Source organism: Bisbaumannia salifodinae (assembly GCF_055388505.1).
In genome coordinates this window covers 147,733-171,029 of record NZ_AP043781.1, presented here as the reverse complement: position 1 = coordinate 171,029, position 23,297 = coordinate 147,733, and the positions used below count along the sequence as shown (strand labels likewise).

Annotated in this window: 21 protein-coding genes and 1 tRNA gene; 9 read left to right on the top strand and 13 right to left on the bottom strand. The window is 65.8% G+C overall.

What is annotated here, in order from left to right:
* Nucleotides 1-8: 8 nt before the first annotated feature.
* The 10 genes from fkpB to rplU form a co-directional block, all read right to left on the bottom strand.
* Nucleotides 9-455 carry an FKBP-type peptidyl-prolyl cis-trans isomerase gene (fkpB, locus tag ACZ5EF_RS00830; protein WP_251308995.1) on the bottom strand — a complete coding sequence of 149 codons (447 nt, stop codon included), beginning with the start codon at nucleotides 453-455 and terminating at the stop codon, nucleotides 9-11.
* A 17-nt stretch (nucleotides 456-472) separates the two neighbouring features.
* Complete coding sequence (gene lspA, locus ACZ5EF_RS00825; RefSeq protein ID WP_346062979.1) at nucleotides 473-1,003, bottom strand: signal peptidase II; 531 nt, start codon at nucleotides 1,001-1,003, stop codon at nucleotides 473-475.
* Nucleotides 996-3,845 (bottom strand): isoleucine--tRNA ligase, encoded by a 2,850-nt coding sequence (gene ileS / locus ACZ5EF_RS00820; RefSeq protein ID WP_346062978.1) that lies wholly within the window; start codon nucleotides 3,843-3,845, stop codon nucleotides 996-998. Before ileS ends, lspA begins: the two co-directional genes overlap by 8 nt.
* On the bottom strand, nucleotides 3,842-4,894 hold the full coding sequence (gene ribF / locus ACZ5EF_RS00815) for a bifunctional riboflavin kinase/FAD synthetase (protein WP_346062977.1): 1,053 nt from the start codon (nucleotides 4,892-4,894) through the stop codon (nucleotides 3,842-3,844). Before ribF ends, ileS begins: the two co-directional genes overlap by 4 nt.
* Before the next feature lie 47 nt (nucleotides 4,895-4,941).
* Nucleotides 4,942-6,438, bottom strand: a complete 1,497-nt coding sequence (murJ, locus tag ACZ5EF_RS00810; RefSeq protein WP_464123350.1) for a murein biosynthesis integral membrane protein MurJ — start codon at nucleotides 6,436-6,438, stop codon at nucleotides 4,942-4,944.
* A 229-nt stretch (nucleotides 6,439-6,667) separates the two neighbouring features.
* On the bottom strand, nucleotides 6,668-6,934 hold the full coding sequence (rpsT, locus tag ACZ5EF_RS00805; RefSeq protein WP_346062976.1) for a 30S ribosomal protein S20: 267 nt from the start codon (nucleotides 6,932-6,934) through the stop codon (nucleotides 6,668-6,670).
* Between the two features lie 220 nt (nucleotides 6,935-7,154).
* Nucleotides 7,155-8,294, bottom strand: coding sequence for a glutamate 5-kinase (gene proB / locus ACZ5EF_RS00800; RefSeq protein ID WP_346062975.1), 1,140 nt, complete (start codon nucleotides 8,292-8,294; stop codon nucleotides 7,155-7,157).
* An 11-nt stretch (nucleotides 8,295-8,305) separates the two neighbouring features.
* On the bottom strand, nucleotides 8,306-9,493 hold the full coding sequence (cgtA, locus tag ACZ5EF_RS00795) for an Obg family GTPase CgtA (RefSeq protein ID WP_346062974.1): 1,188 nt from the start codon (nucleotides 9,491-9,493) through the stop codon (nucleotides 8,306-8,308).
* A gap of 85 nt (nucleotides 9,494-9,578) precedes the next feature.
* Complete coding sequence (gene rpmA, locus ACZ5EF_RS00790) at nucleotides 9,579-9,836, bottom strand: 50S ribosomal protein L27 (RefSeq protein ID WP_346062973.1); 258 nt, start codon at nucleotides 9,834-9,836, stop codon at nucleotides 9,579-9,581.
* Nucleotides 9,837-9,869: 33 nt separating this feature from the next.
* Nucleotides 9,870-10,181: a 50S ribosomal protein L21 gene (rplU, locus tag ACZ5EF_RS00785; protein WP_195861445.1), complete on the bottom strand. Its 312-nt coding sequence runs from the start codon at nucleotides 10,179-10,181 to the stop codon at nucleotides 9,870-9,872.
* A 270-nt stretch (nucleotides 10,182-10,451) separates the two neighbouring features.
* On the opposite strand from rplU, the gene ispB reads away from it, so the two are divergent.
* From ispB to ACZ5EF_RS00740, 9 genes are all read left to right on the top strand, one after another.
* Complete coding sequence (gene ispB / locus ACZ5EF_RS00780) at nucleotides 10,452-11,426, top strand: octaprenyl diphosphate synthase (RefSeq protein WP_346062972.1); 975 nt, start codon at nucleotides 10,452-10,454, stop codon at nucleotides 11,424-11,426.
* Between the two features lie 91 nt (nucleotides 11,427-11,517).
* A tRNA-Pro gene (locus ACZ5EF_RS00775) sits at nucleotides 11,518-11,594 on the top strand.
* Between the two features lie 298 nt (nucleotides 11,595-11,892).
* The gene (locus ACZ5EF_RS00770) at nucleotides 11,893-14,319 is read left to right on the top strand and encodes a type I restriction-modification system subunit M (RefSeq protein WP_346062971.1); all 2,427 of its coding nucleotides are present in this window, start codon (nucleotides 11,893-11,895) and stop codon (nucleotides 14,317-14,319) included.
* Nucleotides 14,312-15,637, top strand: coding sequence for a restriction endonuclease subunit S (locus ACZ5EF_RS00765; RefSeq protein WP_346062970.1), 1,326 nt, complete (start codon nucleotides 14,312-14,314; stop codon nucleotides 15,635-15,637). The genes ACZ5EF_RS00770 and ACZ5EF_RS00765 overlap by 8 nt, the downstream gene beginning before the upstream one ends.
* 57 nt (nucleotides 15,638-15,694) lie before the next feature.
* Entirely contained in the window at nucleotides 15,695-15,976 is a 282-nt protein-coding gene (locus ACZ5EF_RS00760; protein WP_346062969.1) for a DUF262 domain-containing protein, read from the top strand.
* Entirely contained in the window at nucleotides 15,949-16,605 is a 657-nt protein-coding gene (gene darT, locus ACZ5EF_RS00755) for a type II toxin-antitoxin system toxin DNA ADP-ribosyl transferase DarT (RefSeq protein WP_346062968.1), read from the top strand. The genes ACZ5EF_RS00760 and darT overlap by 28 nt, the downstream gene beginning before the upstream one ends.
* Nucleotides 16,602-17,696, top strand: coding sequence for a type II toxin-antitoxin system antitoxin DNA ADP-ribosyl glycohydrolase DarG (darG, locus tag ACZ5EF_RS00750; protein WP_346062967.1), 1,095 nt, complete (start codon nucleotides 16,602-16,604; stop codon nucleotides 17,694-17,696). Before darT ends, darG begins: the two co-directional genes overlap by 4 nt.
* Nucleotides 17,697-17,727: 31 nt before the next feature.
* A complete protein-coding gene (locus tag ACZ5EF_RS00745) occupies nucleotides 17,728-21,075 on the top strand; it encodes a type I restriction endonuclease subunit R (RefSeq protein WP_346062966.1) in 3,348 nt (1,115 codons plus the stop codon).
* A complete protein-coding gene (locus ACZ5EF_RS00740) occupies nucleotides 21,072-21,773 on the top strand; it encodes a M48 family metallopeptidase (protein WP_346062965.1) in 702 nt (233 codons plus the stop codon). Before ACZ5EF_RS00745 ends, ACZ5EF_RS00740 begins: the two co-directional genes overlap by 4 nt.
* A gap of 79 nt (nucleotides 21,774-21,852) precedes the next feature.
* On the opposite strand, the gene ACZ5EF_RS00735 is transcribed toward ACZ5EF_RS00740, so the two are convergent.
* Genes ACZ5EF_RS00735 through ACZ5EF_RS00725 form a run of 3 tightly spaced genes read right to left on the bottom strand, consistent with a single transcriptional unit; the run spans nucleotide 21,853 to nucleotide 23,284 of the window.
* Complete coding sequence (locus tag ACZ5EF_RS00735) at nucleotides 21,853-22,197, bottom strand: hypothetical protein (protein WP_346062964.1); 345 nt, start codon at nucleotides 22,195-22,197, stop codon at nucleotides 21,853-21,855.
* On the bottom strand, nucleotides 22,194-22,931 hold the full coding sequence (locus ACZ5EF_RS00730; protein ID WP_346062963.1) for a hypothetical protein: 738 nt from the start codon (nucleotides 22,929-22,931) through the stop codon (nucleotides 22,194-22,196). The genes ACZ5EF_RS00735 and ACZ5EF_RS00730 overlap by 4 nt, the downstream gene beginning before the upstream one ends.
* The gene (locus ACZ5EF_RS00725; RefSeq protein ID WP_346062962.1) at nucleotides 22,928-23,284 is read right to left on the bottom strand and encodes a hypothetical protein; all 357 of its coding nucleotides are present in this window, start codon (nucleotides 23,282-23,284) and stop codon (nucleotides 22,928-22,930) included. The genes ACZ5EF_RS00730 and ACZ5EF_RS00725 overlap by 4 nt, the downstream gene beginning before the upstream one ends.
* Nucleotides 23,285-23,297 lie beyond the last annotated feature (13 nt).

The window sequence follows — 23,297 nt, the reverse complement described above, 5'->3', positions numbered from 1 at the left end:
ACCGGGGCTTAGTGGGTGGTGGCCGGTTTGACGCTGATGACTTCCACCTCGAAGGTCAGGGTACGCCCGGCCAGGGGGTGATTAAAGTCCACGTCGATCTGCTCGCCGTCGATGGCGCTGATCACCCCGGGCAGTTCGCCGCCGGAGGGGTCGGAAAAGGACATCACCATGCCCACCTCGAGGGCCTCGTCGCCGAAGTCCTCGCGCTTGAGGCGCTGGATGTTCTGGGGGTTGTGCTGGCCGAAGGCGTGCTCCGGGGCGATCTCGAAGCTACCCGTGTCGCCATCGGTGAGGCCCTTGAGCGGCGCCTCGAAGCCCGGCGGCAGGTTGCCGTCGCCCAGTTGGAAGGTGGCCGGGGCCTTCTCCTTGGTGGAGTCCACCACGGCGCCATCTTCCAGCTTGAGGGTGAAGTGCAGGGTCACTTCCATGCCCTCGTCGATACGGTATTCGCTCATCTTTCGCTCCGTGGAATTCAGGATCCGGCCTTGTTGCCGCGTTGGCGCCAGCCGTCGCGCAGCGACTCGAGGATAATCCCCACCGCCCCCAGGGTGATCGCCACGTCGGCCAGGTTGAAGGCCGGGAAGTAGTAGCGCTGCCCCCAGTGGAAGGAGAGGAAATCGACCACATAGCCGTGCACCAGGCGATCGTAGAGGTTGCCCAGGGCCCCGCCGATGATCAGCGCCAGGGCCGCCGCCAGCAGGGTCTCGTGGGCCTTGAGGCGACGCATCCACAGGCTCAGACCGACGCTGGCCCCCACCGCGATGGTGGCGAAGAACCAGCGCTGCCAGCCGTCGTGGCCGGCCAGGAAGCTGAAGGCCGCCCCGGTGTTGTGCAGCAGGGTCAGGTCGAAGAAGGGCAGCACCACCACCGGACGGGCGTATTCCAGCCAGGCGCTGGCGGCATACTTGCTGGCCAGGTCCAGCACAATCACCGCCAGCGCCAGCCATAGCCAACGCAGCGGCTTGTGCATGGGGCGGCTCTCCGCCCCCGGGGTCTTAGGCATAATGGCGCTCTTCACCGGGGCCCTCCGGCAGGTTGCTGATGCAGCGGCCGCACAGCTCCGGGTGCTCGGCGTGGCTGCCCACGTCCTCGCGGTGGTGCCAGCAGCGGTCGCACTTGTTGTACTCACTGGCAGCCACGGCCACCCTGAGGTTGTCCAGCTCGGTGGCCTCGGCGGCGTCGCCCTCGGCCCCTTCGCTAGCGGACAGGGGCGCCAGATGCACGTCGCTGGTCAGCAGCACGAAGCGCAGCTCGTCGCCCAGGCGCTCCAGGGTGGCGTGCAGGGCATCGTCCACGTACAGCGTCACCTCGGCGGCCAGGCCGCTCTTGATGGTCTTGGCGTTACGCGCCTCTTCCAGGCACTTGTTGACCGCCTGCTTGACCTCCAGCACCTGCTCCCAGAAGTCGCGACCCAGGGGCGCGTCCTCGGCGAGCGTCTCGAGGCCACCGTAGTACTCCTCCAGCAGCACGCTCTCGCCGCGCTTGCCGGGGATGTTCTCGTAGATCTCCTCGGCGGTGAAGCTGAGGATCGGCGCCACCCAGCGGGCCAGGGCCTCCACCACCTGATAGAGGGCGGTCTGGGCGCTGCGCCGCGCCAGGGAGTCGCTCTGGGTGGTGTACTGGCGATCCTTGATCACGTCCAGGTAGAAGCCGCCCAGCTCCCGGGCACAGAAACCGTGCACCTGCTGGTAGACATCGAGGAAGCGGTACTCCTCATAGGCCTTCTCGATGCGCGCCTGCAGCTGGGCGGCGCGGTCCACCACCCACTGGTCGAGGGCCAGCATCTCGTCGAAGGGCACGGCGTCACGCTCCGGCGCGAAGCCGCTGAGGTTGGCCAGCAGGAAGCGCGCGGTGTTGCGGATGCGCCGGTAGACATCGGCGGTGCGCTTGAGGATCTCGTCAGAGACCGCCATCTCGCCACTGTAGTCGGTGGAGGCGACCCACAGGCGCAGGATATCGGCGCCCAGCTTGTCCATCACCTCCTGGGGCGCCACCACGTTGCCCACCGACTTGGACATCTTGCGGCCCTGGGCATCCACGGTGAAGCCATGGGTGAGCAGGCCGCGGTACGGCGGATGACCGTCAATGGCGCAGCCGGTCAGCAGCGAGGAGTGGAACCAGCCGCGGTGCTGGTCGGAGCCCTCCAGGTAGAGGTCGGCGCGGGGACCGGACTCGTGACCATGGGGATGCGAGCCGCGCAGCACGTGGCGGTGGGTGGTGCCGGAGTCGAACCAGACGTCCAGGGTGTCGGTGACCTTGTCGTAGTCGCCGGCCTCCTCGCCCAGCAGCTCGGCGGGGTCGAGGCGGAACCAGGCGTCGATGCCCTCGGACTCGACCCGCTTGGCGACGTCTTCCATCAGCTCGACGGTGCGCGGATGCAGTTCGCCGCTGGTCTTGTGCAGGAAGAAGGGGATCGGCACGCCCCAGTTGCGCTGGCGCGAGATGCACCAGTCGGGGCGATTGGCGATCATGGCATGCAGCCGCGCCTGCCCCCAGGCCGGGATGAACTGGGTGGCCTCGATGCCGGCCAGGGCCTTCTCGCGCAGGGTCTTGCCATGACTGCCCTGGCGATCCATGCCCACGAACCACTGGGCGGTGGCGCGGTAGATCACCGGGGTCTTGTGGCGCCAGCAGTGCATATAGCTGTGGGTGATCGGCTGATGGGCCAGCAGGGCGCCCACCTCGGCGAGCTTCTCGACGATCTGCGGGTTGGCCTTCCAGATCATCTGGCCGCCGAAGAACGGCAGGTCGTCGGCGTAGACGCCGTTGCCCTGCACCGGGTTCTTGATCTCGTCGAAGCTCATGCCGTGGGCGCGGCAGGTGACGAAGTCATCCTCGCCGTAGGCCGGGGCGGAGTGGACGATGCCGGTGCTGCCCACCTCGCTCTCCACGTAGTCGGCCAGATAGACCGGCGACAGGCGATCGTAGAAGGGGTGGCGGAAGCGGATGCCGTCGAAGGCCTCGCCGCGGGCGGTGGCGATCGCCTCGCCCTCCAGGCCGAAGCGCTCCAGGCACGACTCCACCAGCTCCTCGGCCAGCACCAGCAGCCGCTCGCCGGTGTCCACCAGGGCATAGGTGAACTCCGGGTGCATATTGAGGGCCTGGTTGGCGGGGATGGTCCAGGGGGTGGTGGTCCAGATCACCACGGCGGCGGGCTTGGCCAGCTCGCTCAGGCCGAAGGCCGCGGCCAGCCGGTCGGCGTCTTCCACCGGGAAGGCCACATCGATGGCGTCGGACTTCTTGTCCTGGTACTCCACCTCGGCCTCGGCCAGGGCCGAGCCACAGTCGAAGCACCAGTTGACCGGCTTGAGCCCCTTGAACACGAAGCCCGCCGCGACCATCTCGGCCAGGGCGCGGATCTCGCCGGCCTCGTTGGCGTACTCCATGGTGCGGTAGGGGTTGCCCCAGTCGCCGATCACTCCCAGGCGCACGAAGTCCTTGAGCTGCCCCTGGACCTGCTCGCCGGCATACTCCCGGCACAGCTTGCGGGCCTCTTCCGCCGGCAGGTGCTTGCCGTGGGTGGTCTCCACCTTGTGCTCGATGGGCAGGCCGTGGCAGTCCCAGCCCGGCACATAGGGGGCATCGAAGCCGGCCAGGCTCTTCGACTTGACGATGATGTCCTTGAGGATCTTGTTGACCGCATGCCCGATATGGATGCTGCCGTTGGCGTAGGGAGGGCCGTCGTGGAGCACGAACAGCTCGCGGCCCTGGCGCGCCTCACGCAGCCGCTGGTAGATATCCAGCGCCTGCCACTGCGCCACCCGGCCGGGCTCGCGCTTGGGCAGCATGCCGCGCATGGGGAAGTCGGTTTCGGGCAGGTTCAGGGTGTGCTTGTAATCGCTCATGGGTGTCCGTCATCGTCGCAGCCGGCGGCCCGGGGGCCGTCCGAGGTGTCGGGTATGGCAGCCTCGCGCGCCAGGGGCGCCGATGCCAGGGGAAGCGTATCGCTGGTCTCCGGTGCCCGGGGGCACTCGGCAAAGAAGGTGCGGGCGCGCTGCTGGTCCCGGGCGATCTGGCGCTTGAGCGCTTCCAGGCCATCGAAGCTCAGCTCGCCGCGCAGGCGTGCACAGGGGGTCACCGTCAGGCGCTGGCCATAGAGGTCGCCATCGAAGTCGAAGAGGTGCACCTCCAGCACCGGGCGCGGGCTGCCCACCGTGGGGCGCCAGCCGATATTGGCCACCCCCGGCAGGGTGCGGCCGTCGGCCAGGGTGGTCATCACCGCATAGACGCCGCGCAGGGCCAGCGGCTGCGGCAGCAGCGGCAGGTTGGCGGTGGGCACGCCGATGGTACGCCCCAGCTTCTGGTCGGCCACCACCCGGCCGCTGATGCGGAAGGGGCGCCCCAGCATGCGCCGGGCCTGGGCGAAGTTGCCGCTGGCCAGCAGGGTGCGCACCCGGGTGCTGGAGACCCGTTCGCCGTCCAGCACGAAGGTGCGGGTGTGCTCGACGCCGAAGCCGCACTCGGCACCTATCCGCTGCAGCAGGGCGAAGTCGCCGCTGCGGTCGCAGCCGAAGCGGAAGTCGTCTCCCACCACCAGGTGACGCACCCCGAGTCCCTCGATCAGTACCCGCTCCACGAACTGGCGGGCGGTGAGGCTACGCAGGGCGTCATTGAAGGGCAGGCAGAGCACCCGGTCGGCGCCGGCCTCGGCCAGCAGGTCGACCTTGTCGCGCAGTCGGGTGAGCCGCGGCGGCGCCTGGTCGCCGGCGAAGAACTCCCGGGGCTGGGGCTCGAACACCACCACGGTGACCGGCAGGCCCAACAGGCGGGCCCGCTCGCGGAGCTGGTCGAGGATCGCCCGGTGGCCGCGATGGACCCCATCGAAGTTGCCGATGGTGGCCACGCAGCCCCGGTGCGCCTCGCGCAGGTTATGCAGTCCTCGAATCAGTTCCATGCGTCGCCCAAGGCTCCATCACGGGATAAAGTCAACGATTATAGCGGTCAGCCATGCAGCCGGAAATGGCGCAGCCGAACGCCCCAGGCGGCCAGCCAGGCGAAGTAGATCGCCGCGCCGCCCACCACCAGGCCGGCCAGGTGCAGCACCCGCTGGCTAACGCCCCAGCCCAGCCACTGCTGCCAGTCCGGCGCCAGCCAGGCCAGGCCCAGCCCCATCACCGTGCAGCCGCCCAGCAGCTGCACCGCGTAGCGCCCCCAGCCCGGCTGCAGCACCAGCACGCCCTGCTTACGCAGCAGGTAACCCAGCAGGCCGGCATTGAGGAAGGCCGACAGCGCCGTGGCCAGGGCCAGGCCGGCGTGGGCCAGGGGCCAGATCAGGATCAGGTTGAGGACCATATTGGCCACCATGGCGATGATCCCCACCTTGACCGGGGTCTTGGTGTCCTGGCGGGCGAAGAAGCCCGGCGCCAGCACCTTGATCAGCATAAAGGCCACCAGGCCCAGGGCGTAGGCCCGCAAACTCATGGCCGCCATGGCGATATCCCGTTCGGTCATGGCGCCATAATGGAACAGCGAGATCAACAGCGGCTCGGCGAGGATCACCAGCGCCAGGGCCGCCGGCATCCCCAGCAGCAGCACCGCGCGCATCGCCCAGTCGAGCATCCTGGCGAAGTGCTCGCCGGACTGCTCCGCATGGCGCCGCGACAGGGCCGGCAGGATCACCGTGCCCACGGCGATGCCGAAGACCCCCAGGGGCAGCTCCACCAGGCGGTCCGAATAGTAGAGCCAGGAGACGCTGCCCGGCGCCAGCAGCGAGGCCAGCACGGTATCCAGCAGCAGGTTGATCTGCGACACCGAGACCCCGAACAGCGCCGGCGCCATCAGTACCAGGATACGCTTCACCCCGGCATGGGCGAAGTTGGGCCAGGGCCTGGGCATCAGCCCCAGGCGCGCCAGGAAGGGCACCTGGAAGGCCAGCTGGGCCAGACCGGCGATCATCACCCCCCAGGCCAGGGCCATGGCCGGCTCGCTCATCAGCGGGGTCAGCAGCACCGCCGCGCCGATCAGCGAGAGGTTGAGCAGCACCGGGGTAAAGGCCGGCACCGCGAAGCGGTTCCAGGTATTGAGCACGCTGCCGGCGAAGGCGGTCAGCGAGATCAGCAGCAGGTAGGGGAAGGTGAGCCGCAGCATCTCGGCGGTGAGCGCCAGCTTGGCCGGGTCACGGCCGAAGCCGGGGGCGAACAGCCACACCAGCCAGGGGGCGGCGAACATGGCCAGGGCGGTGATCAGCAGCAGCACCACCGCCAGGCTGCCGGCCACCGCGTCGAGCAGCTCGCGCACCTCGGCCCGGGAGCGCTGGGCGGCATACTCCGAGAGCACCGGGATAAAGGCCTGGTTGAAGGCCCCCTCGGCGAACAGGCGGCGCATGAAATTGGGGATCTTGAAAGCCACGAAGAAGGCATCGGCCCCCTGGCCGGCGCCGAACAGGGCGGCGATCACCACGTCCCGGGCCAGGCCCATGACCCGCGAGACCATGGTCATCACGCTGACCACCAGGCCGGAGCGCAGCAGGCCGGCACGCACCGGCGGCTGGGCGGCGTCGTTCGCGGGGGTGGGTACTGTCTGGGGATCGTCGTTGGCCACGGGGTCGCCTTGCTGAAGTGGAGTGACGGCCATAAAAAAACCGGCCGAAGCCGGTTTTTTCCTAAGCACTGTTTGCGTCAGCGAGCCTCCGCGGAGGCCGGGCAATCAGTCCTAGTGGGCGTCCGGCTTACGCAGCCAGCGCCTTAATTCGCTTGTTCAGGCGGCTCTTCAGGCGAGCGGCCTTCTTCTTGGACAGCACGTCCTTGTCGGCGATGCGGTCGATGACCGGCTGGGCCGCCTTGAAGGCGTCCATGGCCTGAGCGTGGTCGCCGCCGTCGATGGCCTTGATCACCCGCTTGACGTAGGTGCGGACCATGCTGCGCTGGCTGGACTTCAGGACGCGACGCTGCTCTGCCTGACGGGCGCGCTTGCGGGCTTGCTTGCTGTTAGCCACTACTATCTCCTTGGAGAATGCTTACCGCTATTGGGTAAAATCTTGGTAACTAGTTGACCGAGCTGGGCTTTCGTCGAGATCCCAACCGGTTTGGCCGGCGTTGATCGTAATCGCCACCACGGGCCGTGTCTGAGAGGATGGCGCATTCTAGCATGTCAAGTCCGGGGTTGCCATAACCCGGCTCACGCATCCAGGGCCAGCCCGGGGGCACCGCCTCGCGCTACAACACCACCAGATTATCGCGGTGGATCAGCTCCGGGGCTTCCATATAGCCGAGTATCGCCTCGATCTGATGGCTGGGCTGGCCGAGCAACTGCCGCGCCTCGTCGGCGCCATAGTTGACCAGCCCCTTGGCCACCCGCTCCCCGGCCTCGTCCACGCAGACCACCATGTCGCCGCGCACGAAGGTGCCGGAGATCGCCTTGACCCCCACCGGCAGCAGGCTCGAACCGCGACTGCGCAGCACCTTCACCGCCCCGGCGTCCAGGGTCAGGTGGCCACGCACCTGCAGCTGCCCCGCCAGCCAGCGCTTGCGGGCCGCCATGGGCGCCTGCTCGGGACGCAGCAGGGTACCCAGGCGCTCGCCGGCCACCAGCCGCGTCAGCACCTCGGGCTGGCGACCGCTGGCGATGGCGGTCACCGCCCCGGAGCGCGCCGCCAGCTGGGCCGCGCGCACCTTGGTGATCATGCCACCGCGGCCCAGGGCGCCGCCGTCGCCGGCCATGCCGGCCAGGCGCGGGTCGTCGGCGCGCCCCTCCTGGATCAGCCTGGCCTCGGGATCGTGGCGGGGATCGGCGTCGAAGAGCCCCTCCTGGTCGGTGAGAATCACCAGGGCATCGGCCTCCAGCAGGTTGGCCACCAGGGCGCCCAGGGTGTCGTTGTCACCGAAGCGGATCTCGTCGGTGACCACGGTATCGTTCTCGTTGATCACCGGCACCACCCGCAGCCCCACCAGGGTACGCAGCGCCGAGCGGGCGTTGAGGTAGCGCTTGCGGTTGGAGAGGTCGTCATGGGTCAGCAGGATCTGGGCGGTCAGCAGCTCATGGCGACCGAAGTGGCCCTCGTAGCATTCGGTGAGGCCGTTCTGCCCCACCGCGGCGGCGGCCTGCAGCTCGTGCACCGCCGAGGGCCGGGCCTGCCAGCCCAGGCGCACCATGCCGGCGGCCACCGCCCCGGAGGAGACCAGCACCACCTCGATGCCGCGGCGATGCAGCTCGGCGATCTGATCCACCCAGCCGCCGATGGCCGCCTCGTCCAGGCCACGGCCGTCATTGGTCAGCAGCGCGCTGCCGATCTTCACCACCACCCGCCGGGCGCCCGCCAGGGCCTCGCGCCCCGGGGCCTGCTCCTTGACCGTCATCTCAGCCTTTCCTACTCCACGTATTCGACGTCGACATCATAATCGTCATCGTCGAAGTCGTCGTCATCATCCGCGTCGCGCTTGCGCTTGCGACCCAACCGCTCCTCGGTGCGCGCCACCGATTCTTCCTCCATGCGCTCACGCATCTGCCGCTCGCGCTCGGCGGCCGCCTCGTCCTCGTTCTCGAGGCGGCGCTGCTCGGTGAGCCAGCGATGCACCGCCTGCACCAGGGCATCGGCGCCCTGGCCGGAGATCGCCGAGATGCGGAACACCGGGCCTTCCCACTTCAAGCGCGAGATGATCTCCTCGGCCACCGCCTCGCGCTGCTCCTCGGGGAGCAGGTCGAACTTGTTGAGCACCAGCCAGCGGGGCCGCTCGGAGAGCGCCGCGGAGAATTGCTCCAGCTCGTGGACGATGGCCTCGGCGGCCGCCACCGGGTCGGACTCGTCGAAGGGCGCCACGTCCACCACATGCAGCAGCAGCCGGGTGCGGGTCAGGTGCTTGAGGAAGCGCAGCCCCAGGCCGGCCCCCTCGGAGGCGCCCTCGATCAGCCCCGGCACGTCGGCCATCACGAAGTGCTCGTGGGGGCCGATCTTCACCACCCCCAGGTTGGGCACCAGGGTGGTGAAGGGGTAGTTGGCGACCTTGGGCTTGGCGGCGGAGACGGCGCGGATCAGCGTCGACTTGCCGGCATTGGGCAGGCCCAGCAGGCCCACGTCGGCCATCACCTTCATCTCCAGGCGCAGGTTGCGACGCTCGCCCTCGGTACCCTTGGTGGTCTGCCGCGGGGCCCGATTGGTGGAGGACTTGAAGTGGATATTGCCCAGCCCGCGGCGGCCACCCTGGCCCACCAGCACCACCTGGCCGGCCTCGGTGACGTCGGCGATCACCTCGAGGGTCTCCTCGTCGATCACCGTGGTCCCCACCGGCACCTTGACATGCAGGTCGTCGCCGGCCCTGCCGCTCATCTGCCGGCCCTGACCGGGCTGACCGTTCTGGGCCTTGTAGAAGCGCTGGTACTTGAAGTCGATCAGGGTGTTGAGGGCATCGTCACCGATCAGGTAGACGCTGCCGCCGTGGCCGCCATCGCCGCCATCGGGGCCACCCTTGGGCACATACTTCTCGCGCCGGAAGCTCAGGCAACCGTTACCCCCCTTGCCGGCTTCGACGATGATCGAGGCTTCGTCGACGAACTGCATCTGTCACTCTCCTGGCGGTCACTACCACCATGATACAAGAAGGCCCCGCCTGGGCGGGGCCTTCCTGAAGCAGGTTCGGGCGGTCTCAGGCGGAGACGACGCTGACGAACTTGCGGTTCTTCGGACCCTTGGTCTCGAACTTGATCACGCCTTCGCCCAGGGCGAACAGGGTGTGATCCTTGCCGATGCCCACGCCGGTACCGGCATGGAACTTGGTGCCGCGCTGACGGACGATGATGTTGCCCGGCTTGACGACCTGGCCGCCGAACAGCTTGACACCAAGGCGTTTGGATTCTGAATCACGGCCGTTCCGCGTGGAACCGGCAGCCTTCTTATGAGCCATTGCAAATACCTCGCTCTAGGGGGATTGGACCGCTTAGGCGGAGATCCCGGTGATCTTGACTTCAGTGAACCACTGACGGTGGCCCTGACGCTTCATGTGGTGCTTGCGGCGACGGAACTTGATGATGGTCACCTTGTCGCCACGGCCGTGGGAGACGACCTCGGCGGAGACCTTGGCACCGTCGACCAGGGGAGCGCCGACCTTGACGTCGTCGCCATCGGCAACCAGCAGCACCTGGTCGAAGTCCAGGGTCTCACCGGTGGCCACTTCCAGCTTCTCGAGCTTCAGGGTCTGACCTTCCTGAACGCGGTACTGCTTGCCACCGCTCTTGATCACTGCATACATGGGCTTTCTCTCCAGTTACTCATCGGGCTGTGCTCTTCATCGGCCTGCTTCGAGTGGCGCCCCTTCCGGCAGCCATCTGACAGGGAGCGTGATGAGTCGGGTCGCGGATTATAACGGCAGGCAAGCCTTGACACAAGCCGCAGGCCGCGCAATGCCTGGCTTGACGCCCATCCCCCCCCTCCATAGCATTAGCCCCACCCAAGGCCGGCTCACATCGCAACTCGTCACCCCCTCGGCCCCACCCTCTTATCCGTGACAAGCCCAACACTCATGCAGCCAACCGCATCGCCCATCCATGCGGCGGTGGCAGAAGATTTCGCCGCCGTCAATCGCACCATCCAGGCCCAGCTGGCGTCCCGCGTGCCCCTGGTGGAAACCATCGGCAACTACATCACCGAGAGTGGTGGTAAACGCCTGCGCCCCCTGCTGGTGCTGCTGGCGGCGCGCTCCCTGGGCTATCAGGGCGATCGACACATTCCCCTGGCGACCCTGATCGAGTTCATGCACACCTCCACCCTGCTGCATGACGACGTGGTGGACGAGTCGCATATGCGTCGCGGCAAGGCCACCGCCAACGACGCCTGGGGCAATGCCCCCTCGGTACTGGTGGGCGACTTCCTCTACTCCCGCTCCTTCCAGATGATGGTGGAGCTCGGCTCCATGGAGGTGATGCGCATCCTCTCCGGCGCCACCTGCACCATCGCCGAGGGCGAGGTGCTGCAGCTCACCAACGTGGGCAACCCGGACGTGGACGAGGCCGCCTACTTCGAGACCATCCAGGGCAAGACGGCGATGCTCTTCGAGGCCGCCTCCCATACCGGCGCCATCATCGCCGGCGCCACCCCGGAGCAGGAGACGGCGCTGCAGCACTATGGCCGCTATCTGGGGCTGGCCTTCCAGTTGATCGATGACCTGCTCGACTATCAGGGCGACGCCGAGGCCATGGGCAAGAACGTCGGCGACGACCTGGCCGAGGGCAAGCCCACCCTGCCGCTGATCCAGGCCATGGCGGCGGGCAGCGCCGAGCAGGCCGAGGTGATTCGCCAGGCGATCCGCCAGGGCGGCCTGGAGCGCCTCGACGAGGTACTGAGCATCGTCGAGGCCACCGGCGCCCTGGACTACACCCGCGCCCGGGCCGAGGAGATGGCCGCGCTGGCCCTGGCCCAGCTCGACGTCCTGCCGGAGAGCCCCTACCGGGACAGCATGGCGCTGCTGGCGCGCCTGGCGGTGGAACGCAAGAACTGAGGCAAGGCGACAGCGAAGCCCGCGGCGATGCTTGCATCACGGCGACGAATGCGTATAATGCGTCTCCGTTGAGGCGCCAGCCCCAACGCGTCGGAGTATAGCTCAGCTTGGTAGAGCGCTGCCTTCGGGAGGCAGAGGTCGTAGGTTCGAATCCTGCTACTCCGACCAAAGAACATAGTAAAAACGGTCACTTAGCTCAGAAGAGCGGTGGCCGTTTTTTGTTGGCTCGTCGCTAGGTTCCAAATAGGTTCCAACCATCGAGAAGTTGGTGACCAGCCTTCCCCCGACATCCAGGCCACCACACCGCTCCGGTGAACAATGCCGACCGGCGCCCTACCCTCTCTAGCGCCCTCCACCCAACTCCCAGCATCCCGTCGTGGCCTTCTTCCTCCAAGTTTGGTGAGATAGGCACCTGTCACCACGGCCGCCTGCTGCGGCCGGCTTATCGTATAGGGAACCGCTTTACATGATCCTCACCCTCAACCAGCTGGAGCGGCACCTCTTCAGGGCCGCCGACATCTTGCGCGGTCGCATGGATGCCTCGGAGTTCAAGGAGTACATCTTCGGTATGCTCTTCCTGAAGCGCTGCTCGGACGTCTTCGAACAGCGCCAGGAGGAGGTCCGCGAGCAGCTCAAGCAGGCCGGGGCGGGTGAGATCGATATCGCCCATCAGATCGAGTTCCCCGACTGGTATCGCGCCACCTTCTACGTGCCGCCGCAGTCGCGCTGGCAGCACCTGCTCAAGGATGCTCATCAGGGCGTCGGCAATGCGCTGAATAAGGCGCTTGCCGGCCTCGAGGAGCACAACCCCAGCCTGGTCGGGGTGCTGGAGCACATCGACTTCACCCGCAAGGTGGGCTCCACCACCCTGCCGGACAAGAAGCTTCGTGAGCTGATCGTCCACTTCAGCGAGTACCGCCTCCGCAACGCGGACTTCGAGTTCCCCGATCTGCTCGGCGCCGCCTACGAGTACCTGATCCGTGACTTCGCCGACTCCGCCGGCAAAAAGGGGGGCGAGTTCTATACCCCGCGCCCGGTGGTCCGCATGATGGTGCGGCTGATGAACCCCCAGGAGGGCCACAGCGTCTACGACCCCTGTATGGGCTCTGGCGGTATGCTGATTCTCTCCAAGGAGTATTTGGAGGAGCAGGGTGGCGACCCACGCCGGCTCAATCTCTTCGGCCAGGAGGCCTCCGGCTCGGTGTGGGCCATCGCCAAGATGAACATGCTGCTGCACGGGGTAAGCAGCGCCGATCTGCGCAACGATGATACCCTGACGGACCCGAAACATATCGTGGAAAACGGCGAACTGATGCGCTTCGACCGTATCCTCACCAACCCGCCCTTCTCCATCGGTTACACGCCGAGCCAGTACTACCCCGAGCGCTTTCACTACGGCAGCGTGCCGGAGGGAGCCAAGAAGGCCGACCTGATGTTCCTGCAGCACATGGTCGCCTGCCTCAAGTCCGACGGCCGCCTGGCCACCGTCATGCCCCATGGCGTGCTGTTCCGCGGCGGCGACGAGAAGCGCATCCGCGCCGGCATGCTGGAAGACGACCTGGTGGAGGCGGTGATCGGCCTGGCCCCTAACCTCTTCTACGGCACCGGCATACCGGCGAGCATCCTGGTGCTGCGCGCCAAGGGCGCCAAGCCCGAGGCGCGGCAGGGCCAAGTGCTGTTCATCAACGCCGACCGCGAATACTACGAGGGCCGCGCCCAGAACTACCTGCTGCCGGAGCACATCGAGAAGATCGCCAGCACCTATGACGCCTTCGAGGACGTGCCCGGCTTCGCCCGGGTGGTGCCCCTCGCGGAGCTGCGCGAGAACGACTACAACCTCAACATCCGCCGCTACGCCGATAACACCCCGCCGCCGAAGCCCCAGGACGTGCGCGCTCACCTCAAGGGCGGCGTGCCGGTGGCGGAGATCGACGCCAGGCGCCCGCTCTTCGATGCCCAGGGCCTCGACCCCATCGCGCTCTTTACCCCCAGGGCGGGCGACCCTGACTACGTGAACTTCGCCGGGCACCTGAGCGAGAAGCGCGACCTCAAGCCCGCCATCGAGACCGATGCCGGCCTGCAGCAGAAGGAGGCCAACGTGATGGCCGCCTTCGAGGCCTGGTGGGCCGAGCACGGCGCCAGTATCACCGGCCTGACCGGCAACGGCGGCCGCCTCACCCAGTTGCGCGACGAGCTGTTGGGCAGCTTCACGGCAGCCCTGGAGCCCACCGCCATGCTCGACCGCTTCGCGGTGCGGGGCATCATCGCGGGCTTCTGGTTCGACAACAAGAACGAGTTCCGCACCCTGCAGGCCCGCGGCTGCCTGGGCGTGGTGGACGCCTGGCGCACCAGCATCGTGAGTCTGCTGGAGGACGAGCAGAGCAAGGCCAACCCGCTGGACCACCGCCTGGTCCACTTCCTGCTGGAGGAGTACGTCGCCGAGCTGGAAGAGCTCGCCGCCCGTAAGGCGGAGCTGGACGCCCAGATCAAGGCCGCCGAGGCCAAGCCCGAGGGCGACGACGCTGACGAAGCCGGCGCCGATAGCGGCGAGGATGACGACGCCCCCACCCCGGAGCAGATCAAGGCCTGGAAGAGCCAGCGCACCCAGGTGAGGAAGCAGCACAAGGCCAAGGTCGCCAGTTTCGAGGAGCACCTCAACGCCGCCGTGGACGCCCTCGATGAGCCGGCCGCCGCCGAGCTGGTGAATACCATTATGCATAACGACCTGAAGGGCATTCTGGAGCGCTATATCCGCCAGCAGCGCCAGCAGGTGATCGCCGCCTTCGAGACCTGGTGGGACAAGTATCGCGTGACCCTGGCCGATATCGAGGCCGAGCGGGATGCCGCCGCTAGGGAGCTGCAGCAGTATATGGAGGGGCTGGGGTATGTCTGAGTGGATGCGTGGCAGTCTTGGAGAGTTGGCCTCAGGGGTTAGAGGGGTGTCATATACACCGAATCAGCTCCAAAGGTTTATGTCGCCTGAAACAGTCGTTCTTCTCAGGTCCAACAACATAAAAGGTGGGCAGGTAAATTTTGATAATGTCCAGCTAGTACCTTCGCATATTGTCAGCAATGAACAGCTGGCTCAGCACGGCGATACTGCTGTGTGCATGTCCAATGGGTCAAAGGCTCTGGTTGGTAAGTCGGGTAGAATTGAGGGGAATGAAGCGCCTTGCACGGTGGGTGCATTTTGTTCAATTTTCCGGCCGCACACTCATGCAGACGAAAAGTTTGTCTCCTATATTTTTCAGTCTGGCGCTTACAGAAGGCACTTGGACATAATTCTCGCTGGCAGTGCCATCAACAACCTAAGAAACTCTGATGTAGAGGCGCTCTCCCTCGAAATACCTCCAAGACAAGAGCAGCGACTCATCGCCCACATCCTCGATACCCTCGACTCCCAGATCCAGAAAACCGAGGCGCTGATCGCCAAGCTGGAGAAGGTCAAGGAGGGCCTGCTCCACGACCTGCTGACCCGCGGCATCGACGAGAACGGCCAGCTCCGCCCCAGCCCCGAGCAGGCACCGGAGCTCTACAAGGAGTCGCCGCTGGGGTTGATTCCCATTTCCTGGCATTTCGCCGCTTTAGGAAGCCTTCTCGACAAAATCGAAGCAGGGAAAAGCCCGAGCTGTCCTGATATTCCTGCTCCATCTGGTGAGTGGGGTGTGCTCAAAGTCAGCGCAGTCAACCCGAAGGGCTTTCGGAGCACTGAGAACAAGGTTGTTGAGAGAAAATCGCTCGTAGTAGAAGGCTACGAAGTCAAGCAGGGTGATCTGCTTATCACCCGGGCCAACACCCCTGATCTTGTCGGAGCCTCATGCATTGTTGAGGAATGGACAAGCCGATTGATGCTTTCTGATAAAACGTTGCGGCTTGTGGAAAACCCTGATCTTGTGATGAGGCAGTATATCTATCATAGCCTTCAGCAATCATATGTTAGGAAGCAGATCTCCATAGCAGCTACTGGCACCAGCATGAGCATGAAGAATATCAGTCAAGGCGCAATTCGGACCTTGTCGATAATAGTTCCACCAATCGCTGAACAGAGTGCTATTTGCAAAAGGGTGGCTGCAATTTCAAAGCGAATCTCTCATGAGCAGTCAAAGGTCAGCAAGCTGTATCAAGATAAGGCTGGCCTGATGGACGACCTCCTTACCGGCCGCGTCCGCGTCACCCCGCTGATCGACCAGGCCCAGGCCACCCCGGCATAGACCGGGGCTCTTACAACAACATCACCACACCAGGATCACATCGCACAGGGAACCGCCATGACCACCTTCGACAGCACCAAGCGCTCGCTACCCGAGCTGCTTAAAGACATCACCAACGGCAAGATCCAGCTCCCCAACTTTCAGCGCGGCTGGGTGTGGGACGACGACCACGTGCAGAGCCTGCTGGTCAGTATCGCCCGCTCCTTCCCGGTGGGGGCGGTGATGCTGATGGAGACCGGCGGCGAGGTGCGCTTCGAGACCCGCCCGGTGGAGGGCATCGACCCGGATAGCGTGACCAAGGAGTCAGACCAGTGGCGACCGATCTCTCTCGCAGCCTGAACTCTCGGAAGGCGCTGATCTTCCGCATCACGCATCGCGACAACCTGCCGTGGCTGCTGGCGCATGGCCTCTATTGCCGTTCGGCAGCGGAGCAGGACCCTGGCTTTGTCACCATCGGGAATCGCGAACTGATAGGGCGCAGGGCAACACGAGACGTCCCGATCCCCCCGGGTGGCACTCTCAGCAACTATATCCCCTTCTACTTCACGCCAGCCTCGCCCATGTTGCTCAACATCGTGACTGGCCGCGGCGTGCCCATTCAGCGAAAGGAAGACATCCTGGTGCTGGTCTGCTCACTGCCACGCTTGCAGGAGATAGGTTCGGCCTATGTCTTCACTGACCGCCACGCCTACCTGCCCATGGCCCGCTTTAGTAGCCGGCTGGAGGATCTTGCAGAGTTCGTGCCATGGCCGCTGCTGCAGGCACAGGACTTCAGCCGGGACCGGGAGGACCCTGAGAAGACCGAGCGCTATCAAGCCGAGGCCCTGATTCATCACCACCTCCCAGCCTCGGCACTGCTTGGCATTGGCACGTATACTGACGAGATGCGAGCCGCCGTCGAAGTACAAGTGGCGGCACACCAGCTTCCGTTGAAGGTGGTGACACGACCCAACTGGTTCTTCACATGATTGAGTACACCCGTGGCAACCTCCTCGAGGCCGACGTCGAGGCACTGGTCAACACCGTCAACACCGTCGGCGTGATGGGCAAGGGGATCGCCTTGATGTTCAAGGAGGCCTTCCCCGAGAACTTCGCCGCCTATGAGGCCGCCTGCAAGGGGCAGGAGGTGGTGACCGGCCGCATGCTCGTCACCGAGCGGGATGCCCTGCTAGGGCCGCGCTGGATCATCAACTTCCCCACCAAGCAGCACTGGCGCACCAAGACGCACATGGAGTGGATCGAGTCCGGGCTGGAGGACCTCAAGCGGGTGGTTCACGAGCAGGGTATTCGCTCCATGGCCCTGCCACCGCTGGGTTGCGGCAACGGGGGGCTCGATTGGGACATGGTGCGCCCGCGCATAGAGGCCGCGCTAGGTGAGCTGGATAACGTCCGGGTGCTGGTCTTCGAGCCCACCGCCGAGTACCAGAATGTTGCCAAGCGCGCCGGCGTCGAGAAGCTGACACCGGCGCGGGCGCTGATTGCTGAGCTGGTGCGTCGCTACTGGGTGCTGGGCATCGAGTGCTCGCTGCTGGAGGTCCAGAAGCTCGCCTGGCTGATGGAGCGCCGTATTCTCGACCATGGCCTGAAGAACCCACTCGCTCTACAATTCCAGCCCCACCGTTATGGCCCCTACTCCGACCGGCTGCGTCACCTGCTCAATGGCCTGGACGGCAGCTACCTGCATAGCGAGAAGCGCATCAACGATGCCTCACCCGAGGAAGTGGTGTGGTTCGATGAATCGCGACGCGAGCGCCTCAGCGCCTATCTGCGCAGCGCCGAGGCGCGCCCTTATGCCGAGGTGCTTGAGGAGGTCGATGCCCTGATTGACGGTTTCCAGTCACCGCTAGGGATGGAAGTGCTAACTACCCTGGACTGGCTGATCAGCCAGGAGCACGTCGAACCGACCGTTGAGACTATCAAAGAGGGTCTGCGGCACTGGCCCGATGATATCGCCGGCCAGCGCAAGCTGCGGCTCTTCTCGGACCGCCTGATCGCGCTGGCGCTGGAGCGCCTGACCGGTGAAACCATCCCGCCCCTGACACGAGTCGCCGAAAGGTAGTCGCCCACCCACTGGCACAAGGAGCCCCAGTTTGGCCAGCCCCGAGTACACGGATGTCGAGAAGCCCTTTATCGACCAATTGGTGGATCAGGGCTGGGAATTTCTGGCGGGGTCGGTGGACAACCCCGGCGCCACCCACCGGGAGAGCTTCTCCCAAGTGGTGATGGAGCCGCTACTACGTGAGCGGCTGCGCCAGATCAACCTGCGCGACGGCTCACCCTGGCTCGATGAGACGCGTCTGGACCAAGCGGTGGCGGCCATCACTCGCCTGCCGGCGAGCAAGGTATTAGAGGCGAACCAGCAGGCCACCGAACTGCTGCTCAACGGCTTGCCAGTCGATGGACTGGAGGGCTGGGACGGCGGCCGCGGCCAGACCCTGCACTACATCGACTGGGACGAGCCCACCAACAACGTCTTCACAGTGGTCAACCAGTTCAAGGTGAAGTGCCCGCCCGGCCACGATGGCGCCAAAGGCCACGTGATCCCGGACCTGGTGCTGTTCATCAACGGCATCCCGCTGGCGGTGGTGGAGTGCAAGAGCCGCAGCGTGCCGGAGGGGATCAGCCAGGCGGTGGACCAGCTGCGCCGCTACCATGATCAGCGCTTTCTGGAGGGTGAGGTCGGCGAGCACGAAGGCGCGCCGGCCCTGTTCGCCACCAGCCAGTTCCTGGTGGCCAGCAACTTCGACGAGGCGCGGGTGGGCACCATTGGCGCCCGCTTCGCTCACTACCTGAGCTGGAAGACGGTGGCGCCGATGCGCGAGGCGGAGGTGGCCATTGATCTCGGCGTGGCGGAACTCTCTGCTCAGCAGCGCCTGATCGCCGGCATGCTCACCCGGGCCAACCTGCTCGACATCGTGCGCCACTACACCCTGTTCATGAACGTCGGCGGCCAGACCATCAAGTTGGTGTGCCGCTACCAGCAGTTCCGCGGCGTCACCCGGGCCGTGGAGCGCCTGAAGAGCGGCAATACGCGCCGCCAGAACGGCGAGGCCGACCGCCGTGGCGGCATCGTCTGGCACACCCAGGGCAGCGGCAAGAGCCTCTCCATGGTCTTCCTGGTGCGCAAGCTGCGGACCGACCCGACGCTGCGCCGCTTCAAGGTGGTGGTGATCACCGACCGCAAGGACCTGCAGGCCCAGCTCTCCGCCACCGCCGAGCTCACCGGCGAGAGCGTCGAGAAGGCCGGCAACACCGCCCAGCTCAAGAAGCTGCTGGGCCGCGACGGCCCCGGTCTGGTGTTCGGCACCATCCAGAAGTACCGCGCCCCGGACGCCGAGGAGGAGGAAGATCAGAGCACCGAGGATGCTGGCGCCGGTGCCGGGCTAGACACGGGCCGCCGTGATGCCGCCGAGCCCCTCAAGAAACCGATCCTCAGCGAGCCCTTCGAGGTGCTCAACACCAGCGAGGAGATCCTGATCCTGGTGGACGAGGCCCACCGCACCCAGGCCGGCGACCTTCACGCCAACATGATGCGTGCCCTGCCCAACGCCGCCCGCATCGGCTTCACCGGCACGCCCATCATCATGGGTGACAAAAAGCGCACTCACGACATCTTCGGCGAGTATATCGACCGCTACACCATCAAGGAGGCGGAGCAGGACGGCGCCACGGTGCCGATCCTCTACGAAGGGCGCACCGCCAAGGGGGCGATCAAGGATGGCGCCAGCCTCGACGGCCTGTTCGAGGACCTGTTCCGCGACCACAGCAAGGAGGAGCTGGAGGCGATCAAGAAGAAGTACGCCACCAAGGGGCAGATCTTCGAGGCGCCGCAGCTGATCCAGGAGAAGGCCCAGGACATCCTGCGCCACTACGTCACCCATATCCTGCCCAATGGCTACAAGGCCCAGCTGGTGGCCTACAGCCGCCGGGCGGCCCTGCGCTACTTCGAGGCCCTCGAGCAGGCCCGCACCGAGCTGCTGGAGGAGGCGCTGGCGCTTTCCCCCGAGGACAAGACACTCGACGACACCCAACTGCTGACACGCCCGCCTCGGGTCAAGGCGGCTATCCAGGCCTGGCGCTACCGCCACGTGCTGCGCCAGCTGGAGTTCGCCGTGGTGTTCAGCAGCGGTAACAACGACGATGCCACCTGGGCCAGGTGGAGCGACCGCGCCGCGGTAGAGAGCCATATCAAGCGCTTCAAGAAGCCGCTGCCGCCGCTGGATGGGGCAACTCCCAAGGACCCCGCCAAGCACGCCCCGCTGGCCTTCCTGATCGTCAAGAGCATGCTGCTCACCGGCTTCGATGCCCCTATCGAGGGGGTGATGTACCTGGACCGCTCCCTGCGAGAGGCGGAGCTGCTGCAGGCCATCGCCCGGGTCAACCGCACCGGACACGGCAAGAGCCACGGCATCGTGGTGGACTACTTCGGCGTGGCCAACCACCTCAAGGAGGCGCTGGCCGCCTACAGCGAGGAGGACATTGAGGGCGCCCTGCAGAGCCTCAAGGACGAGATCCCGCTGCTGCGCGACCGCCACCTGCGGGTGATCGACGTGCTGCGCGGCCAGGGGGTGGATGACCTGGACAACACCGAGGAGGCGGTGCAGGCGCTCGCCGACGAGCGGGTGCGCGCTGAGTTCGTGGTCAAGCTCAAGGAGTTCAACCGCGGCCTGGACGACGTGCTGCCGCGCCCCGAGGGGCTGGAGTTCGTCAACGATGCCAAGCGGCTGGCCTATATCCATGCCCTGGCCCGCAACCGCTACAAGGATACCCCGGAGCTCGGCCGCGACATCGGCAACAAGGTGCGCAAGCTGATCGACGACTACGTGATCTCGCTCGGCATCGACCCGCGCATCCCGCCAGTGCAGCTCACCGACGCCGAGTTCGACGAGCACCTCGGCCGCCAGGTTGGCGACCGGGCCAAGGCCTCGGAGATGGAGCACGCGGTGCGCTCCCACGTCCGCAAGCACCTGGACGAGGACCCGGTGAAGTACGGCCGGCTCAGCGAGCGCCTGGAGGAGCTGCTGGAGCAGCTCGATGGCCAGTGGGCCGAGCAGGTGGAGGCGCTCAAGGCACTGATTGAGCAATTGCGTGATGGTGCGACCGATCCGGGCGAAAGCATTCCAGATATGCCTGCCCATGCAAAACCCTTCTGGCGGGAGCTGGTGGCCAGCAGCGGCCTGTCAGTGGAGGAGCTGGACGAAACCAGCGCCCAGAAGCTGCTCGAGGCCACCGAGGAACTGGTCGGGCTGATCCAGCAGGAAATCGCCATCCCCGACTTCTGGAAGCCCTCCCATATCCCGGATCAGGAAGCGCTGCGCCAACACATCTTTTCCAGGCTGATGATCAAGCGCCTAGTGCCCTTCGACCAGGCCAGCGAGGTGGCCCAGCGGCTGCTCGACCTCGCCCGCAGCAATCACGATAAGCTAGTGAACGCATGACCCAACTCGCCGTTGACGACCTCACCCTGGAGGTGCGCGAGAGCTCGCGCCGCAAGACCCTGGAGATCACCGTGGACCGCGACGGCGAACTGGTCATCGCCGCCCCCACCGGCACCGAGGAGCAGCTCCTACGCGATTTCGTGATCGAGAAGCGGCTGTGGATCTACCAGAAGCTGGCCGAGAAGGCCGAGCGCCGCCGCCTGCTGCCGCGCAAGGAGTACGTCAACGGCGAGGGCTTCCTCTACCTGGGGCGCAGCTACCGGCTCAAGCGCGTTCCCCTGGACGCCCAGAACGCACCGCTCAAGCTCGTCGCCGGGCGCTTCCAGCTGCGTGAGGATGCCCTGGCCGACGCCCGGGAGCACTTCGTTCGCTGGTATAGCGCCCGCGCCAGCGACTGGCTCTCCGTCAGGGTGAAGGAGCACGCCCGGCGGATGGGCGTCGAGCCCGCCGGCGTGAAGGTCCAAGACCTCGGCTACCGCTGGGGCTCCTGTGGCAAGGGCAACCGGGTCTACTTCCACTGGAAGACCATCCTGCTGCCCCGGCACATCGCCGAGTACGTGGTCGTCCACGAGCTCGTCCACCTCCACGAACCCCACCACACCCCCGCCTTCTGGCGCCGCTTGGAGCAGGCCATGCCGGACTACGAGCAACGCAAGGCCTGGCTCGCCCGGCATGGCATCGAGGTGGAAGAGATATAGTTGAGAACTCTCGCCCTCAAGGTCGCCGATAGTCATACAGTTGGGGAGGGGCTATTGCAGTACCGATCATTGTCTTCGCTCAGTGACGGGGCTGCGCGGCTTGTTTCGCAGCGTGGGGGTGCATGTCGATCGACAGCTTTAGGCGGTCAGCAAGCTCGCCAACGGTTGGCAGGCGCCCAAGCTGGTTTTGTAGCTCCGCACCAAAGCGGTGATTGGCGCTGCGCAGCCAGTTACGGGCGTGCTGTCGCTGGAAAGCCGTCATGGTTTCGGCAATCTCGGGATCGGTGACAGCGATAATCAGGCCGGGGAAGCCGTGCTTCGCCTCCAGGGCGACGATCTCGGCCACCTGGGCCTCGGTGATTTCCGGTGTCTGGCCGCCGGCCAGTCGGGCCTGCAGTTCGGCGTGTGAAGATGAAGTGCTCATGAACCTTGTCGCTCCTTGTCGCGCTGGTCGTGAATCTGCTGGACTTGCTCGCGGCGCTCGGCCAGCCAATCGGGCTCGCCTGCTGTTTGCTCGGCGTACTGCTGGGAAAGCCGCTCCAGCTCGTCGTCCGTCATGCCGCCTTCGGGCTCCGGGGGCTCGGCCAGGGCCAGCTCGGCGCGGACGCGCTGCTGAAGGCTGAAAGGCACGGCCAGGCCGGCGCGCTCCACCCTCTCGGCGGTGTCCACGGCGGACATGCCAGCGGCTTCGGCCTCGTCTAGCACCAGGGCCAGGCGAGTGGCGACGTGGGCCGGGCTGGCAGCGATACGCTCTTTCTGGTCGATCAGGGCGCTCAGGCGGCCCATGCTGCGGTCGATCAGACGCTCAAAGTCCGGTCGCTCGCGCTTGGTGGCCGTGCCTTCGCTGCTGGTGCGAATCTCGACTAGGGGGTAGTCCCCCGGCACCAGCTCGCTGTACTCGCCTTTGGCGTCCCAGCGGGCCTTGGTCTGAAAAAGCGAGTGCAGCCGGGCCTCCTCGGCCTGAATGAGGTGCTCGAGCCGCTCTGGCGATGGCGCGCCTGGAGTGACGCGCTCGATAATCTCCGGAGGGTGATATCGCGCATAGCCTCCGTGCTTACGCGCGCGCTGATTGCCTGGGCCAGCGGGAATCAGGTTTGCCAAGCTGGCCGGGTGTTCACCGCGGCGGTTCGGCTTTGCCCGATGCTTCTTACTGCTCATGCCAGCCCTCGCTCCAGACGTTTCTCGTTTGCTTCGATGCGCTCGCAGTCTTCCCGCTCCAGGCCCAGCATCTGAAGGTGACGCGCCAGGGTGCGCATGTTCAGCACCATTCCGTGGCGCTGGCAGATATCGTGCAGCTTCGAAAGATGCACATCGCGCACGTTCTCTGCCGAGAAGGCGTGGAAGCGCCCGGGGAAGAACGGGGTGAAGCTCTCGTGGTTTACGAGCGGTCGGGCAAGGATCACGTCGAAGGCCTCGATGATCGTTTCGATGTTCTCCAGGGTCGCGGCGGGCCGGCCGGCTGGGTCGGTGTGCGGAAACTCGATCTCAATCACATCGTCCAGGGCGTGCATGGAAGGGGTCCTC

Bases quoted from the DNA above. Each gene is read 5' to 3' on its own strand.
- fkpB (WP_251308995.1), bottom strand. From the start codon at position 455: ATGAGCGAATACCGTATCGACGAGGGCATGGAAGTGACCCTGCACTTC.
- lspA (WP_346062979.1), bottom strand. From the start codon at position 1,003: ATGCCTAAGACCCCGGGGGCGGAGAGCCGCCCCATGCACAAGCCGCTG.
- ileS (WP_346062978.1), bottom strand. From the start codon at position 3,845: ATGAGCGATTACAAGCACACCCTGAACCTGCCCGAAACCGACTTCCCC.
- ribF (WP_346062977.1), bottom strand. From the start codon at position 4,894: ATGGAACTGATTCGAGGACTGCATAACCTGCGCGAGGCGCACCGGGGC.
- murJ (WP_464123350.1), bottom strand. From the start codon at position 6,438: ATGACCATGGTCTCGCGGGTCATGGGCCTGGCCCGGGACGTGGTGATC.
- proB (WP_346062975.1), bottom strand. From the start codon at position 8,294: ATGACGGTCAAGGAGCAGGCCCCGGGGCGCGAGGCCCTGGCGGGCGCC.
- cgtA (WP_346062974.1), bottom strand. From the start codon at position 9,493: ATGCAGTTCGTCGACGAAGCCTCGATCATCGTCGAAGCCGGCAAGGGG.
- rpmA (WP_346062973.1), bottom strand. From the start codon at position 9,836: ATGGCTCATAAGAAGGCTGCCGGTTCCACGCGGAACGGCCGTGATTCA.
- rplU (WP_195861445.1), bottom strand. From the start codon at position 10,181: ATGTATGCAGTGATCAAGAGCGGTGGCAAGCAGTACCGCGTTCAGGAA.
- ispB (WP_346062972.1), top strand. From the start codon at position 10,452: ATGCAGCCAACCGCATCGCCCATCCATGCGGCGGTGGCAGAAGATTTC.
- ACZ5EF_RS00770 (WP_346062971.1), top strand. From the start codon at position 11,893: ATGATCCTCACCCTCAACCAGCTGGAGCGGCACCTCTTCAGGGCCGCC.
- ACZ5EF_RS00765 (WP_346062970.1), top strand. From the start codon at position 14,312: ATGTCTGAGTGGATGCGTGGCAGTCTTGGAGAGTTGGCCTCAGGGGTT.
- ACZ5EF_RS00760 (WP_346062969.1), top strand. From the start codon at position 15,695: ATGACCACCTTCGACAGCACCAAGCGCTCGCTACCCGAGCTGCTTAAA.
- darG (WP_346062967.1), top strand. From the start codon at position 16,602: ATGATTGAGTACACCCGTGGCAACCTCCTCGAGGCCGACGTCGAGGCA.
- ACZ5EF_RS00740 (WP_346062965.1), top strand. From the start codon at position 21,072: ATGACCCAACTCGCCGTTGACGACCTCACCCTGGAGGTGCGCGAGAGC.
- ACZ5EF_RS00735 (WP_346062964.1), bottom strand. From the start codon at position 22,197: ATGAGCACTTCATCTTCACACGCCGAACTGCAGGCCCGACTGGCCGGC.
- ACZ5EF_RS00730 (WP_346062963.1), bottom strand. From the start codon at position 22,931: ATGAGCAGTAAGAAGCATCGGGCAAAGCCGAACCGCCGCGGTGAACAC.
- ACZ5EF_RS00725 (WP_346062962.1), bottom strand. From the start codon at position 23,284: ATGCACGCCCTGGACGATGTGATTGAGATCGAGTTTCCGCACACCGAC.